Here is a 15,432-nt window from a genome sequence, read left to right on the forward strand (position 1 = left end):
ACAATTATGAGCGATCCGTTTCCTACACTTACAAATTTCTTAGGGGATCTGTTGCTGTACTTGATTTTTATCGGGATCATTCTTGCTACAATCAGTGCGGTTGTGTCTGGAATATTATTCCTACCAATTTTTGGTGCTGGCGAGCGGCGGAAGGAGATTGCTGGCATAGCGCTGAGAGCGACCGTAGCTGGATTGATCGTAATTTTACTCGCTCTTCCAGCACGCAATGCTTTATTACATTATTTTTCGCTTCCAAAGCAAATGCCAGCAATACCTACTGTTCCGGTTGGTACCCCAACACCATCGGTTCCGGCTGCAACTCCGACCCCCACTCCTACCCAGGGGCAATGAGAGGTGCAATGATGCGAGCAAACAATAAGGTAGAGCTGACTCTATTACTTGATCAGCAGCCTCGAATTCTATTTGGTATGACCTTTCGTCAGCTGCTTATTCTTAGCTGCGGCTTGGCCATAGGTTTCTCAATATGGCAGTGGCAGCCAATCTCATCTTCTGTGCTATTAGGCGCAGTTTGTATGGTTCCTGTAATTGTTACAACGTTGTTGTTTGCCTTCCTCACTGTAAGAGGAAGGTCTTTGGGAGAATGGATACTTATCGTATTTGTCTGGATGCTCACTCCAGAACAACTTAAGATATATAAAATAAAGGAGATACGAGACCATGTGGTAGTACTAGACGGAGCGAGAGAACAATATCAAGCTATTATGCGTGTTGAGGGAAAAAATTTTGAATTATTAAGTGATGCTGACCAAGCTGCTATTATTGAAATATTTCAGCGCTTTCTCAATGGCTTGTCCTACCCTATTTCCATATATGTTAGGATTGCTCCTTTATCCTATCATATATCTACCCTTGTTCCTTCCCAGCCAACACCGCTGCTGAGGAGCGTATATGCTCACTATCTATCTTTCCTATCGTTGCATATATCGGAGAAACAACCTGTAGAGGTCATGTACTATCTAAATGTCTCTGCCACTGATAAAGAACAGCTTAATGCCCGTGTTAACGAGATTTGTCGTATGCTTTCCCATCTCTCGATCCATCGGCTTGACACAAATGATCTTATATCTTTCTACAATTTGCTTCTACCAAATAAAATGGAGCCCGTTGCGCAGGATGGAACAGGACGATTTTTGGATGTATTAAAGCCAGAGCCTATATATGTAACAAGTAAGTGGTTAGAAATGGAGGGGATGCAACATCGCTATATCGCGTGTGTAACAATCCAGCTTCCCAAGAACGTACATAACGCCTGGCTACGTCATGTCATCCAAGCGTATGAACCACATGTTGACCTTTATATTCATTACCAGCCCCAGGAATCAAGTCTGATGGTAAAATTTTTGCGAAGAAAAGCTATTGAGTTGGGAGGTTCCCTGAGAGTAGCCGAGAAGTATGGCGAAAATAGTAATTTTATTACGCGACGGGCTCTTAAAGAAGTTGAGCACGTTCGAGATGAACTTCTTCAAGGATCACATCTTTATGCTGTTACATTCCTCGTGTTCGTGCGCGCTTCCTCTTGCGAGGAACTGAAAGAGCGAATAAAGCGTATACGGCTGGTTTTGCGCTCGCTTGACTTTAGAGCATCTCCGTTAACTTTTCAGCACCAACAAGCCTTTCTCTCGTTCTGTTACGGCTACAGCAGCATGAATAAGGGACACTTGCTTACGACCGAAGGAACTGCATCTTTCTATCCATTTGTGGAACAAACCTTAACAAGTAAAGAAGGTGTACTCCTGGGTACCAGCAGCAAAAGTATTGTATTCATTGATCCGTTTAAGGGGAGGCTTAACGCCAATATGGCAATTTTAGGGGTGCCTGGCTCAGGGAAATCGTTTGCATTAAAAGTAATACTTGCAAGATTAGCAGCTGTGTCAGCCGTTGCTATTGATATTATTGATGTGGAAGGTGAGTACCGTGGATGGACAAAATTTGTAGGGGCTGCTCATGTGCAGATCACGTCTAACAACTTTGGCATTAATCCCCTAGAGTTCCAGAGTCCGCAGAATAACCTTAATGAGAAATTTACTACTCTTCTTCATTTTTTTGAAATACTTATTGGAGAGGCAGGTACGCTGTCCCAGCGCGAAAAAGTTCTACTCTCTCAAAGTCTTAATGAGACATATAAAGAGCATAGTATGGCTAATGATCCAAAGAAACCAGTTCCATCGATGGAAACATTCGCTCGCCATCTGAGGAACAGAGATGAGGAGCTCTATCTTAGATTGTTACCCTATGTACATCTCTTTCCAGGGAAAACGGAGATTCCTAATCATGTGCAGCATGTAGTCTATGACATGCTAGACCTTAACGAAGAATTACGGCCAGCGATCATCTTTCTAGTTACGAACAGATTATGGAATAATTTGCGAGAAGCCAGATGGAAAGAAGAAGCTCGCCATCTTGTGGTGATCGACGAGGCATGGTTTCTGACAAAGTTCAAGCAAGGATCTGCTTTTTTGGAGGAATTCGCCCGTCGAATACGAAAGTACGGAGGGGGTTTGTGGATTTCAACACAGCAGCAAGAGGATATATTCAGTTCTGAAGCGGGGAAGAATTTATTAAGTTTATGCAACACCAAATTGATTTTCAAACAAGATATATCGGGTATTCGCGCAATCAGGGACACATTAAATCTCAGTGAGGCACAAATGAGGTATGTTCAAACAGCGGCCATTGGTCAGGCCATTTACCTTACAGATAAGGCTACTTCTACAATTGATATCATTGCTTCTGAGAGGGAAGCCATGATGGCTGCCAGTACTAGACGCCAGAACAGCCAAATATAAGGGGGAGAGTATGTCACAGAATAACCTGCAGATGGGTAATTATCGCTTACTTCGGCTGATCGGTAAGGGAGGATTCGCAGATGTATATTTAGCAAGACACATCTACCTTAATAATCTTGCAGCCATTAAGGTATTGCATATTGATCAAGACTATTTGGAGATGTTTCACAAGGAGGCACAAACTATTGCGGAGCTCACCCATCCCAATATTGTTCGTGTCTTTGATTTCGGTTTAGAGGATGATAGAGCATTTCTTGTGATGGAGTATGCCCCCTATGGCTCCTTGGGTCGATATGGGAATTCCGTTGTCCCCTTGCCCAATGTACTGTCGTACGTGCGCCAGGTTGCGGGCGCTTTGCAATACTCCCATAATCGCCAAGTAATTCATCGTGATATCAAGCCCGAGAATATGCTGATAGCAGCCAATTACCATATTCTCCTGAGCGACTTTGGACTTGCTTTACATAATCGAACTCTAAGCATAGAGCATGCAGAGACCGCAGGTACCGTATCTTATGTTGCCCCGGAACAGATCCAAGGTTTCCCCCAACCCGCCAGCGATCAATACTCGCTGGCAATTACTGTCTATAAGTGGCTGTGCGGCAAGCTACCTTTCCAGGGTACAATAGCCGAGGTCACGGCTCAACAACTTTCGGCGCTACCTCCTCCCCTACATGGCCCATTGGAGATTGAGCGTGTAGTTATGAGGGCGCTGGCTAAAGACCCTAAAGCTCGGTTTTCAGATGTCCAGGAATTTGCCGACGCGCTCGTAGAAGCTGGCGAGGCTATTGGCGTAGAACCGAGTAGACCAGAGGAGGAACACTTTTCTACCTCTGGTGCAAAGAGGCGAGCTGCTCCAGAAACTGTTAAGCTTAGCAGTAGACGTATTAGTAGGCAGAGCGGGAGGGAACTAGCTAGTGCAGCAACAATACGTCAAAACAAGCCTGACAAACCTGTTATGCCTCCATCTCCTAGACCTGGGCATCTGTCGAGGAGACAGATTATGCTGGGTATAATTACCATCGCTGGAGCCGGAGCATTAGGCCTTGGCATTGCGGCGTTGCAACATGCCCCAGCAGCGCCAGTGCTACGCCAATTTCCCTCTCCAACCACTTTGCCCACTCTAGCATCTACACCGACAAAAGGCTCTACGCCAATGTCCACAAAAAAGCCTGCACCATCGTCTACCCCTAACCCCTCTCCTACCCCTGTTCAGCAACAGGCTCCAGCTCAAACGCCAACATCGGCACCCTCTAACCCAGGATTGCTTTTTTACACTTATACTGGACATAGTAATGTAGTATATGCTGTTACATGGTCTCCCGATGGAAAGTACGTTGCATCTGGAGGAGCAGACCAAACCGCCCAGGTATGGAGTGCCACAAACGGTTTTCCTATCTTAATATATAGGGGGCATAGCGCGACAGTAACAGCCCTGGCCTGGTCACCAAATGGCACACGCATTGCATCAGCCAGTGATGACCATACAGTCCATGTATGGAATCAAAATGGGAATCTTCTCTACATCTGTAGAGGCCACACGAATAGTGTGCATACCGTAGCCTGGTCACCAGATGGTACCAAGCTGGCAACAGGAAGCAGTGATAACACTGCTCGGATCTGGGATACCAGCGGAAACCTGCTGATGTCCTACACAGACCACCATGCCACGGTATGGTCTGTAACCTGGTCACCTAGCGGCAGGTATTTGGCCAGCGCGAGCGGTAGTGTAGGATCACCAGACCATACTGTAAAGATATGGGATATCAATACCGGTTCTACAACTTTTACCTATAATGGTCATAATGATCTCGTATTCTATGCTGTATGGTCTCCAGATGGAAAGCACATTGCATCTGGAGGCAACGGGGGAAGCCTCCAATTATGGAGCGCAATATCGGGCAATCAGGAGCTAATTTATCGTGGTCATACTGATACAGTATATGGTCTCTCCTGGTCACCGGATAGCACTCGACTTGCATCGGGTAGTTTGGACAATACTGTAAAGATATGGGATATTCAAAATAATAGCACAGTGTTTTCCTATAATGGCCATTCTGCTGCTGTTTATGGTGTAGCCTGGTCACCAGATGGCACTCGAATTGCTTCGGGAAGCTATGACCGAACAGTGCAGGTATGGCAGGCTTGACATTTTGAAAATAGAAGAGGTGCATGATTGTGGGAGAACTTAACGGTAATACAGAACTTACGGAGCGTGAACGGTTTATTCTGAAATGGATCGCTGATCAATATTGTGTCCGTTTTGATCAGCTCCAACGATTGTTAAATCAAAGCGTTGGAGAAACGCGGACTGCTATAGAAAGGTTAGGCTTACTAGAAAGCCAGGAAATTACATATGAGCACCCCCGTACTTTTTGGCTTTCTCAGAGAGCGCTAATGCTCCTTGGCTTATCGTATGAGTACTATGAGCCACAACCAAACTCTTTAGAACGTATCTATTGTGCGAATAACGTGAGAATCAATTTGGAAACAAAGAAACCAAATGTCAAATGGTTCTCAGAGCGTGCAATTAGACATCAATTACAGAGCTACAATCCTTCACCTTCGTTGCTGCCTGTACCGGTCGCTAAGGTACAGTTCAACAGTCGATCAGCAACGATCGACATCATTCTTAATTTCGCTCCAGATGTACTAACGAAGCTGGCTCCATGGTACCAGCATGGTGAAATTTGGCTTTACGTATATGAGAGTTTCGCAGAGGAAATTGCTCTTGTCTATCTCAATCTGGTTGAAGATCTGCGAAAACGTGTGAAAATCTTTTCCCTTATAGATTTTGAAGAGCTATCACTGTGAAGATGAGAGAAGATGTTCCTCCGCCACTCGGACCAATATTTCATAACTGGGTATTGGAAGCGTGGCGACCTACTGAGGAGCCCGTGCAGGTCACATGGACCACATTTAACCAAATCGAGCAAGCTTATGCCTCTCTCTATGGAAAGATAAGAGATAGACAGCTGCTCTTCAAACAGGTACAAGTACTGTTAGAGGACATTCCCAGGCCAAAAGAGATATTTTTGCCTTATAACAAGGCCCTGCCTGCACTTCCCCCCGAGCTGCATAATTGGGTGGTTTATATGCTGCGCCCGGATCAAAGGACTACACTTCCTCTTCCTAAATACTTGGAGGAGGCCAGGAAAGCGTATGTCGAGCTCTACGGGAGAGAACCGAAAAACATAGTAGAGTTTAATAGACAAATATCAAATATACTTACGTCAACTTACCGATCACAGTCCTTTACTCATGCGACAGAAGCGAAATTACCGATAGCACCTCTTCCCAAAGAGCTACGAGAATGGATATATGCAGCATATAGACCACATGAGGAGCAGAGGTTCCTAACTCTTCACAGGTTTGAGGAAATTGTGAAGAAACATAGGGATCTCTACGGGAAAGATCCCAAAGACCTTTTGTCATTTATCCAACAGTGCAGAAAAGAGTTTCCGCAACCAGTTAAGCACCAAGTAGAAGAGCACCCGCGAAAGTTTATTACTCGTGACCGCGATCCATCCCGCGATCCATTTGATAGAGGAGGCAGATTATAGGATGGTAATAGCTTCGCTAATCATGTAAACCATCCTAATGGACCGTTAGAGCTAAATTCCGCAATGATAGAATTCCAACTGGGCACCGCGTAGCGTGCTACCCGCTGAGTAAAAGAGCAACGTTGCTCATGCCGCAACAGGTAAGACACCACGCTACGGCGGGTAGTGCAGGATAAAGCAAGCCCAAAATGTCCGAATTTCTTCCGAACATGTCTTATAGGGGAACGTAGGAAGTAGCTTCATGATTCGTATATTATCCGTGTAGCTTCTAATTCATACGTATACATTCGGATACTTTAGATGTATACTATTTTCTAGTAATGAAGAAAGGAAGATATTATGGTTGAGCGAAAGCGGCTTGATGTATATGTCAAAAGTGAGCTGCGTGACTTTATCTCCGAGGAATCTGAACGGTCGGGGAGACCGATGAATGCCATTGTAGAAGAGATTCTGACCCAGGCGCTAGCAAAGAGCAGGGGAGAATTAATTGAGCAACAATCCTTGCCAGTTATCCGGGAGCTCCTCTTTTCGGCTTTGCGCAAGCACAAGGTCGAGCTCAGGCAAGAGCTCAGAGAGGACTTGAGGATGGAGGTGGTTGATGTGGTGAAGGAAGGCTTGCGCAGAAGTACGGATCGATTAGCAGCTCTACTTGTCCGCTCGGTACGTGATAGTGCGATGATACGGCGCCTCATGTACACCCTGCTAGCCAAGAGTGTGAGCGTGGAATTTGCCCAAAAGGCCTACAAGGACGCGCAAGAAAAAGCTGGCCAGGAGCTATCATCCAGCAAAAGGAACGAAAATGATACCAGAAGATCACAAGCCGAATGAGCAAGAAAAGGCCTTCTTAAAGTTCTCGCCGCAGATTCACAATTATATTCTAGACCTCCTGGACGGATGGCCAGAGGAGTGCGAGATCTCGACCTGGCTAGCGGAGGATGTAGCGCTGACCCAATTTGGTGGTTTGCCCGAGGATATGGGCAAGTTCAAGGAGGCTATTAGGGAGGTGATATCATATCATCAATATCGGGACCCTAGCGATGTTACCAGTACCACAGACCAGGACATTGGGGGGCCGTTTACACCTTTCTTGGAAGACTTTGAGACGCAATCACCAGCCGTTATTGAGCAACTTAATCGCACATTAGAGTGGTTAAAACGCTCAGAGATTACTCCCGAGCATGGCGATGACTTTATTCGCCAAGACCTGCTGCTTGGGCCAGAACCCACTAAGGTGGTAGATATCACTGAGTTTCGGAAAAGTAGTGATACATTTGATCTTTTTGACCGGTAGGTAATGATGAGCAGACCAGTGGTTGTCAGACATCGCTATATTGGTACCGGCAGGATGCGCCCCAGCGACGCCAAGAGGCAGCTAACAGCCCATATAAAATATATAGAGCATCGGAGCAGGGATGCAAATGAGAGTCGTGATGATAGGCGACTCTTTAGCGCTGCAGAAGATGTCGTCAACCGCAGAGATGCGGTAATAGACATCTCGTCAAACGCAAGCCCGAGAGTTTATTTCCATAAAATCATGCTCTCTCCTGGGCCGGATATTCCGGTATCGGATATGCGTCAGTGGACGCGAGATCTAATGAGAGCGCTCGAACAGCGCTGTGGCTTGCATCTGCACTGGTACGCAGTGCAGCACCATAATACAGAGCACAGCCACGTTCACGTGATTATTAGCGGTTGCGGGGAGGACCAAACCGGTCAACTCGAACCTGTGTTTCTGTGCCCAGATGATTATGCTTTCCTGAAAGAGCGAGGCAAGGAGCTGAGCGATCTCGCCTATCACCAACTTATCAAAGACACTCTCAGAGTAATAAATCAACAGGATAGTATCTTGGAGAAAGGTTCTAGAGATGAGCATTGAAGAGCGTACTAAATATATTGCAGGAGCCTGCATCATCATTCTACTACTCCTTTTAGGAGAAATTGTTGTGTTGAGTGGTTTAGATTCGCCAGATCCGCTCACGATGTTAATTCTTCCTTCGTGGAAAACATTCTATATCGCTTTAATAGTTCTATTTGCGGCAGGAATTATAGCAACTTGTGTCGGGCTTTGGTTCATCCTCAGCCAGGAACAGAGGTCGGACACCTATGGTACTGCGCATTTTGCAACGAAACGGGAAGTTCGCCAGGCAGGCGTTGTAGTGCCGGTTGAAGATACGCAAGCATCTTACTTTAGGCTAGGCACTTACCGTGGCATGGAGATAGGTCTGTCGGAGGAGCAGAGTGAGAAACACATTTTGTTAGTAGCGCCCACTGGCGCAGGGAAAACGTCTACTGTTATTATCCCCAATTTGCTTAGAGAACGAGGTAGATCATCCTTATTTATTAATGATGTTAAACACGAGCTAATTGATTTAACCATTGGTGCGATTTCTCAATATCATGATTGTTATATTATAAGCCCAACACTGCCACAAGAGAGCAACTTTTATAATCCTCTTGCTCATGTTAAGCCGGAATCTCTTGGAGACGCTCGAAATATCGCTGAATGTCTTATAAGAAACAGTGGCTTTTCCAAAGAGCCATTCTGGGATAATGTAGTCCGAGTGCTTGTTACATCCACTGTCCTCCACCTCAAAGCTACCGAGCCCTATGCAAGCTTTGGCAGGGTCGCCGATATTTGTACAAGTACTCTCTCAGAGATTGTAGATTTACTTACGCGTAGCCCTAGTGCTCTGGCGCGTAGGGTTTCCTCATCGTTTGTTCGAAACGTTGCTGCCGAACCCAGGCTCAGCAGCAACATAATGACGGATGTTGCCACCAGATTCTTTGATGCTATAGACCCTGGGGTTGAGGCAGTTACATCTGGGGACGATCTTGATTTTCAACGTCTTACTGAGAGGCCAAGCGCGATATTTTTGCATATTCCCCCCCATGAGGCTACCCGGCTGAAGTGGTTTTCCTCTTGCTTGATTATGCAGTTAATCAACTATATGTTCGAAAATCGTAAAGATCTGAGATTTTTCTTTTATTTGGACGAGCTAGCTAATATAGGATATATTCCTAATTACCTTGAATACATCTCGTACATTCGTAGCGCAGGTGTAGCGCTCATCCAGGCTATCCAAGATTTTGGCCAGTTGGAGCGCCTCTATGAAGCCCACGGCAAGGACACTATTCTTGCCAACTCAAACCATAAAGTCTTCTTCGGAGGTGTAGGCCAGGTAGAGGCGGAATACGTCTCCAAAGTTATAGGCGATAGCACTGTTCTTGCTCATTCTCATTCGCAGAACAAGCAGGGTGTTACCTATAGCGAAGCCGCTAGGAAGCTAATGAATCCTGATGAGGTTCGTATGCTTCCTAGTGGAAGTATGCTTGTGCTTAGTGGGAATATACCTCCGCTCAAGGTCAAGGCAGTTCCGTATTACCGCTCTGAATTAAATTCACAAGTAGGGCTTCCATTCAATCCGATTAACACACATCGATTGCCATCATCTATGCCAACGATCATAGAGCCAGTAGCGCCAGATCCTCTAGTCCCTTTATCAGAGGCAGAGACACAATTACTTCCACCAATTGGTGGGGCAAGAACCGATGAAGATTATTTTGCGGCTTTAGATGATTTAGAGGAGCTATAGCAGGTGAGAAAGCGACTATCACTTCTAGGTGCAGATCAGAACTGAGAGCTATCAGATATTTCTAACGGCTCTTCTTCTGTTTCTTTCTCGTCCTGGCGCTCTAATAACTGAAAAACTTCTGGATGCCAATCATCGCATGACCAGCGGATGCGTTGGCATCCACTACTATCAACGGCGATTATTACCCTACAGTTGGGACAGCGATTGATTGTCACCTGAATAGTCATGGCCATGACTATTCATCCCCCAACTTATAGAAATTTGTACAAGTCCAGGATTGAGCAATAGAGCCGCAAGCAGCTAGGATATGTTTACCATAGAGCAATGGACTCCAGGCGTCAATACTATCCGATTCTGCTGAGTATGCATAATGGGCGATCCAGTGGTGTGTATTATTACCACCACTTAGTTGTACAACTAACTGCACTGTGATTGGCGTATTCGGCGGAAGATCAGCATAGATACGCGTAACAGCAAAGCTGCTACGGCACAAAGGAGAATATTGTAGGGAGACTGTACCAACCTCCTGGTTTTTTATAGTTATCCTCTGTGTATGTTCTTGCAGAGATTTTAGGCAAGACTCTTGCCCCGTCTGGTTTATCTCTAGTCCTTGAAGATCCCTCGGAATATGTGGAAATTGCCCGTCACACCGTTCGCGATCTGGAAGAGTCGCGCACGCTCTTGTGTCCCAGGGAGATACAATCGGGGGAATAGCGCTGATTATAAGAGCATGGAGGAAAAATACTACGAGAGAGCTAAGTGTAAGCCCGATAAGAAGCGCAGAAACATACCATTGCGCTGGCGTGAGCCTCCACTTTTTCTGTCGTCTGAAAATGGAGTCTGCAAACCGTCTCTCTTTCTTCTCTCTATCACTGCTAATATAGCGTATCGCATCCCTGAGAGCATCCTCTATCGAGTCTGTGGTCCCATGAGCGGCGTCGATCCACTCCCATGAATACCCCTCGCTTTCGCTCCATTTGATATGCAGCGGCAGTGGCAATAAAGCCAGTTTCTTCATGATCCTTACTTCCAGATCTTGAGGTGGCAACTCCATATGTCTCTCCTAAACATTCACTAGGCTCTTCTTACTTAGCTGATTGCCTTGTATAGAAAGCAGTCTATTTGGAAATTCATCATCCTGCAGAAGATTAGGAGATATAGGCTGACATAAAACCATATGATTCCACTGGATGTTGTCGATACTGAGGAACAGGTCAAACGTGGGTGTTCTAAATAGAGATCTTTATCTAGAAGATCCTATAAAGAGTGGTCCAGCTTGAATACTTTCTCGGTCAAACAAACGCTGCTACAATGGCTTCACACCATCGTGGAGAGTAGAGTAAGTCATGATACGTCTAAAAGTAAAAGAAGTCGCCATGCAGATGGGATTTAACCAGGCATCACTCGCCCGAGCAACAGGCCTTGGCTTTAGCACGATTAAACGGATTTTCCATGATCCTTACAAAACTATTTCACTCCAAATGTTGGAGCAAATTGCAAAGACGTTGGGGGTCAGTGCGCATGATCTTTTCGAAGAGGAGCCCGACCCCGAATAACTGTAATTTTTAATAAAGAGAAGAAGTACATGGCTTCTTCTCTGAAGTCTGTTCTATTTGGAGCTCACGCATTAATGAAACCCTTCAGAAAGAGCTCTGGAGTCAGCTTTGCTAGGATTACTACTCTCTACCGAGAGCTCAACATAACAGTTCTCCTGTTTCCTCCTCATCCCGCCTAGTAAGTTCTAATATACAAGCAAGGGGAAGGACAGTTATATATCGTTCGGGCGAGATCCAGACCCTACCCACTATTGATAAGTGCCCATATCTTCTTATCCTCAAAAGAAACTGCAATGCGGAACCGGAGCTGACGCCAACCGACGATGAGAGCAGCACGCCCGGCTGAGGCGGTGCCGTCCTTGACCCTCGGCAGGGTCGGCAGGGGGTGCCGAAGCGACCAAGGGTTCTGCATTGATGTTCGCAGACGCCCGGTCGCTTCGTGAGATAAGTATTTCCGCCGAGGCTCAAGGATCGAGCCGGGCGGCACCGCTTGACCTCAGCCGGCCGGCATGTGCATCAGAAGCAAGAGGCGAGCGTGCCGAGCTCCCTGGGATGCTTGATGACCGCTTCGCGGTGAGGTGGCCATAATCCGGTACAGGTGGAAGCATACCTATGGACTGTTGTTGACATAACGATCGTCAATATCTCATTGCTTGTTTGACGGATTTACTGCTTTCTAATATCTTTTGTTACATTGGTAATAAAAACTCTTTGAGGTCCTTGATGCGTCCATCTGTATGCCAGCTGGCAGGGACATCCTGGAAGATGGCCAAAGCCTCCTGAAATCTCAAATTGCTCTTAAGATTTTTCGCAACCTCTAGTCCTGCTCTAGTCCTTTCCACGTACATTTCAAGGTCGTTTAATCCTACTCCACACGCACCTAGATGGAGTAGGATCTCACATGTAGTCCTCTCAGACTTGATTTGCGAAATATTGTTCATTCTACTACTCATCTCGATTGCTTCTTGCGCTCGCCTGTAATATTCTGTTTTCTGGTAGCGTTGTGCCAATAATAGAAATGTTTTTCCCACTCTCAGCGCAAATTCTGCTCCGTTCGTATCGCAATACTTAAAGCCAGGGTCATTCTCGGGTGTTGTAGGGAAGGCTGTTTGTGCTCTTCCCAAACTATCCAATGCATCTTGCTCAGAGCATTGGGAAAATGCAGCAGCTAAACCATAATAAAGGACCCCATGGATTAGAGGTTCGACCCCATCCAGGCTTTGAATGGCCTCGCGGAAGAGGTGTACAGCGAGAGCAGGGTTGCTTTCTGGTTGGTTAGGAATAGTGTGATAGACGCAAGCATTATAGGTCTGAGCTAGAAAATACAGAGTTGCGGCTAGCAAGCGAGGATCTTTTGAGATGCGCGCGCAGATTACTGCTTGATGGTAACACAATTCTCTGTAAGAGAAATCTAATCGATGCATTGCCAGAAGTCCAAGAAGAATATATATCTGTGCTGCGGCAGCCGCAGCTTGACATTTAAACCGGGAATTGCTGTAAACAATCTGCATTAATGGATTTATGTGCAAAGAGATAATACTCTCTACAGTTACCTGGAACGTTCCGTTCATGAACTGCCAGCATTCACGTGCCAGGCTCACGCAGTGCTCCACGTAATCCCCAGCGGGAAGAGTCAAAGAATCCTCCTTAACAGCCAGTGTGGATAAACCAGCAAGCTCTATTCCTTTTTTCAACAATTCTCGCCTTCGCGCATCCATATCGTTAGGCTCCTTTTCTTGCTTGTTGCTTCCTTCTACCATTATACCTTTTGGAAGGACTGGAGCCCAGGACGAGGCAGCAGGAGCTATTTTAGCTGTTGGAGGAGACAAATAGGGTTGAGTGAGAACTCGGTCAAAGTATTCAGTGATCTGATCATCATCTGGGAATAAGGAACTTAGCTTGTAATACTGATTTTGCGCATGCCAGATCATTCCTGCCCGCTCATAAGCTTGAGCGAGCGCGAGCATACACTCCTTTCGCTTGCGCTCCAAAAAGGCCTCAACGGCAAAACGCCATGTCCCGGATTCCCCTTCTAACGGTTGCCCGCGTTCAAACAACCTGGATGCAGCTTCTAGAAGAGGTATAGCCTGTTCAGCAACGTGAATAACTGCCTCTGCTTCTAGCATCAGCGACGAGCACTCATCAATATCGCACCACACCAATGATTGTGATGCCAATTTATAAGAATTCTTGCCTTTGATAAGAATATCACCAAGCCTTTGTATTATTGTCGCTGCATTGTAAAGATAGCGATCTGCCCATTTTTGTTCGCGGCCGAGAGGAAACATATCGCTAATAAGAGTTTCTCTTAGAATGTTCCGCCCAGGAGCACACAAAATGCGTCGAAGCATTGGAAGCGCATAAGAGTTGTAATGTATCTTGTGTTCTTCCCACTCTCCTTGCTTATTTAAAACCTCAATGCGGCATTTTCCGAATAGCCAGATACGTACAGACGGAGTTTCTTTGTTCATATCCTCACCTCCCTAAGCTCATTAATCTCGGATTAATCTATATGGCTCTGAAACATTCTGCTGCCATAATTTGCTATTAACTTTGCTATTAACTTCACTATGATCAACACAGGCTACACTTCTTGTAGGTTCTAGATAGAGATCTCTGTTTAGGATGGTCAAGGTTGACCAGCCAATAGAGACATTATATCTACGCAGTCAATATTGGGAAAGTGATGTGCTAGCCTCTATGGAAAATGAGAGGGATAAAACAAGGGAAATGCTGGAAAGGCTAAATAATGCTAATGGCGCTTACCACAGTAGTTTACCAGAAGAGGTAAGAAGGGATATCGCCAATAAGTTTCACGAGGCGCATAGCTGGTTCATGGATAATAATATTCAGATCAGCTATGACCAAACTAAGCATTACTACTTTCTAGCACAACCCCCTAAGAAACTTAGTTCTAGTGAGGGCGAACTATGGAGAAAGAAGCCATAGAAAAAGAGACCTGTCATATTGTCCGGATTGGTAAGAGGAAGCTTGCCTATTCTGGCTGCAACTCAGATGAAGCTATTGCAGCATGCTTTAAGGCTGCAGATGTTTATCCATTAAAGAGGATTACGTATTTCGTGGATGGAAAGATATCTGTGACATATTGGCCCAGCCTAAATTATTGGATAAAGAAGGGGAGGGATAAAAGTGAGAACGCATATTGAAACATTATTCGTCATCTCATGCAGAGATGCAACAAAAGGAGGCCGGCTATTAACATTACATGCGCTTAACGAAAGTGAGGCTCTCAGAAAGGCGCAGGAACGACTCAAAGATGATCATCACTGGCAGCTTGAGCGTATTGAAGCCTATCCGTTTGGATTTATATTACAGCACGCGTCTCTACCAGGTTCGATCACCGTTGATGAGGCAGGTAATGTTGTCTCAAATCAAATATATTTAAACATAACCGCAGACCAAGAGGCGCCTCAAGAGGAGAAAGAGCTAGAGGCGATCACACAAGCGACGGACACCAAGCTTACTGCACAAGCGATGATGTTCTTAGAGAATAAGGGATGCCAAATTACATACTTTACTGATAGAATAGAGATTATATTTCCTGATGGAACCGTTCGCATACCCGAGACAGGAGGTTCACAGTTCAGACTAATGTTCCTGGATGGAGAGACCATCATCGAGCGCGTACTAAGTGAACCAGGAAAGGAAGAGCAAAGCTTCCTGCTGATCCCCAAGGACAAGATCCAAGAGCTGGATGAAGAGCCACAGACTCAGCAAAACAAGTTTCGGCAGTGAGTGATTCTAACTGAGGGGCAATTATAGTAATAGAGGTAAGTTCCAAAGCTGGCCTATATCTAGAAGAACAAGGAGAAGCAGCAGAACCCCCTAACCTACACTCTCCAACAGCGTCGAGGCCCTGAATTCTCATCGGAGTTCAGGGCCTTTTTAGAGT

The 15,432-nt window shown here is 45.7% G+C and carries 14 protein-coding genes; 13 read left to right on the forward strand and 1 reads right to left on the reverse strand.

Annotated features, from left to right (window positions below):
- The first annotated feature begins 6 nt into the window (after positions 1-6).
- From EPA93_RS43290 to EPA93_RS48825, 11 genes are all read left to right on the forward strand, one after another.
- Positions 7-351: a hypothetical protein gene (locus EPA93_RS43290; RefSeq protein ID WP_129893510.1), complete on the forward strand. Its 345-nt coding sequence runs from the start codon at positions 7-9 to the stop codon at positions 349-351.
- Between the two features lie 8 nt (positions 352-359).
- Complete coding sequence (locus EPA93_RS43295) at positions 360-2,807, forward strand: TraG/VirB4 family ATPase (RefSeq protein ID WP_165423782.1); 2,448 nt, start codon at positions 360-362, stop codon at positions 2,805-2,807.
- 10 nt (positions 2,808-2,817) lie between these two features.
- Positions 2,818-4,956, forward strand: coding sequence for a serine/threonine-protein kinase (locus EPA93_RS43300; RefSeq protein WP_129893512.1), 2,139 nt, complete (start codon positions 2,818-2,820; stop codon positions 4,954-4,956).
- A gap of 29 nt (positions 4,957-4,985) precedes the next feature.
- Positions 4,986-5,621: a hypothetical protein gene (locus tag EPA93_RS43305; protein WP_129893513.1), complete on the forward strand. Its 636-nt coding sequence runs from the start codon at positions 4,986-4,988 to the stop codon at positions 5,619-5,621.
- A complete protein-coding gene (locus tag EPA93_RS43310; RefSeq protein WP_129893514.1) occupies positions 5,618-6,370 on the forward strand; it encodes a hypothetical protein in 753 nt (250 codons plus the stop codon). Before EPA93_RS43305 ends, EPA93_RS43310 begins: the two co-directional genes overlap by 4 nt.
- A gap of 339 nt (positions 6,371-6,709) precedes the next feature.
- A complete protein-coding gene (locus EPA93_RS43315) occupies positions 6,710-7,198 on the forward strand; it encodes a hypothetical protein (RefSeq protein WP_129893515.1) in 489 nt (162 codons plus the stop codon).
- Positions 7,170-7,661: a hypothetical protein gene (locus EPA93_RS43320; RefSeq protein WP_129893516.1), complete on the forward strand. Its 492-nt coding sequence runs from the start codon at positions 7,170-7,172 to the stop codon at positions 7,659-7,661. Before EPA93_RS43315 ends, EPA93_RS43320 begins: the two co-directional genes overlap by 29 nt.
- Before the next feature lie 279 nt (positions 7,662-7,940).
- On the forward strand, positions 7,941-8,246 hold the full coding sequence (locus EPA93_RS51215; protein ID WP_479723992.1) for a hypothetical protein: 306 nt from the start codon (positions 7,941-7,943) through the stop codon (positions 8,244-8,246).
- Positions 8,236-9,963 (forward strand): type IV secretory system conjugative DNA transfer family protein, encoded by a 1,728-nt coding sequence (locus EPA93_RS43330; protein WP_129893518.1) that lies wholly within the window; start codon positions 8,236-8,238, stop codon positions 9,961-9,963. The genes EPA93_RS51215 and EPA93_RS43330 overlap by 11 nt, the downstream gene beginning before the upstream one ends.
- A 1,346-nt stretch (positions 9,964-11,309) precedes the next feature.
- A complete protein-coding gene (locus EPA93_RS43340; protein ID WP_129893520.1) occupies positions 11,310-11,519 on the forward strand; it encodes a helix-turn-helix domain-containing protein in 210 nt (69 codons plus the stop codon).
- Between the two features lie 414 nt (positions 11,520-11,933).
- The gene (locus EPA93_RS48825) at positions 11,934-12,107 is read left to right on the forward strand and encodes a hypothetical protein (protein ID WP_165423783.1); all 174 of its coding nucleotides are present in this window, start codon (positions 11,934-11,936) and stop codon (positions 12,105-12,107) included.
- 101 nt (positions 12,108-12,208) lie between these two features.
- Here EPA93_RS48825 and EPA93_RS43345 read toward each other — a convergent pair whose 3' ends face one another.
- Positions 12,209-13,990: a bacterial transcriptional activator domain-containing protein gene (locus EPA93_RS43345; RefSeq protein ID WP_129893521.1), complete on the reverse strand. Its 1,782-nt coding sequence runs from the start codon at positions 13,988-13,990 to the stop codon at positions 12,209-12,211.
- A 459-nt stretch (positions 13,991-14,449) separates the two neighbouring features.
- Here EPA93_RS43345 and EPA93_RS43350 point away from each other — a divergent pair, with 459 nt between their 5' ends.
- Both EPA93_RS43350 and EPA93_RS43355 read left to right on the forward strand, forming a co-directional pair.
- Positions 14,450-14,686, forward strand: a complete 237-nt coding sequence (locus EPA93_RS43350; RefSeq protein ID WP_129893522.1) for a hypothetical protein — start codon at positions 14,450-14,452, stop codon at positions 14,684-14,686.
- Entirely contained in the window at positions 14,670-15,275 is a 606-nt protein-coding gene (locus tag EPA93_RS43355) for a hypothetical protein (RefSeq protein WP_129893523.1), read from the forward strand. The genes EPA93_RS43350 and EPA93_RS43355 overlap by 17 nt, the downstream gene beginning before the upstream one ends.
- Positions 15,276-15,432 lie beyond the last annotated feature (157 nt).

This window comes from Ktedonosporobacter rubrisoli, from assembly GCF_004208415.1.
GTDB classification, from domain to species: Bacteria; Chloroflexota; Ktedonobacteria; order Ktedonobacterales; family Ktedonobacteraceae; genus Ktedonosporobacter; species Ktedonosporobacter rubrisoli.

Excerpts from the sequence above, each read along its gene's own strand:
- EPA93_RS43320 (WP_129893516.1), top strand. The coding sequence starts at position 7,170 with ATGATACCAGAAGATCACAAGCCGAATGAGCAAGAAAAGGCCTTCTTA.
- EPA93_RS51215 (WP_479723992.1), top strand. The coding sequence starts at position 7,941 with ATGCGTCAGTGGACGCGAGATCTAATGAGAGCGCTCGAACAGCGCTGT.
- EPA93_RS43290 (WP_129893510.1), top strand. The coding sequence starts at position 7 with ATGAGCGATCCGTTTCCTACACTTACAAATTTCTTAGGGGATCTGTTG.
- EPA93_RS43345 (WP_129893521.1), bottom strand. The coding sequence starts at position 13,990 with ATGAACAAAGAAACTCCGTCTGTACGTATCTGGCTATTCGGAAAATGC.
- EPA93_RS43330 (WP_129893518.1), top strand. The coding sequence starts at position 8,236 with ATGAGCATTGAAGAGCGTACTAAATATATTGCAGGAGCCTGCATCATC.
- EPA93_RS43300 (WP_129893512.1), top strand. The coding sequence starts at position 2,818 with ATGTCACAGAATAACCTGCAGATGGGTAATTATCGCTTACTTCGGCTG.
- EPA93_RS43340 (WP_129893520.1), top strand. The coding sequence starts at position 11,310 with ATGATACGTCTAAAAGTAAAAGAAGTCGCCATGCAGATGGGATTTAAC.
- EPA93_RS43350 (WP_129893522.1), top strand. The coding sequence starts at position 14,450 with ATGGAGAAAGAAGCCATAGAAAAAGAGACCTGTCATATTGTCCGGATT.
- EPA93_RS43295 (WP_165423782.1), top strand. The coding sequence starts at position 360 with ATGATGCGAGCAAACAATAAGGTAGAGCTGACTCTATTACTTGATCAG.
- EPA93_RS43315 (WP_129893515.1), top strand. The coding sequence starts at position 6,710 with ATGGTTGAGCGAAAGCGGCTTGATGTATATGTCAAAAGTGAGCTGCGT.
- EPA93_RS48825 (WP_165423783.1), top strand. The coding sequence starts at position 11,934 with ATGTTCGCAGACGCCCGGTCGCTTCGTGAGATAAGTATTTCCGCCGAG.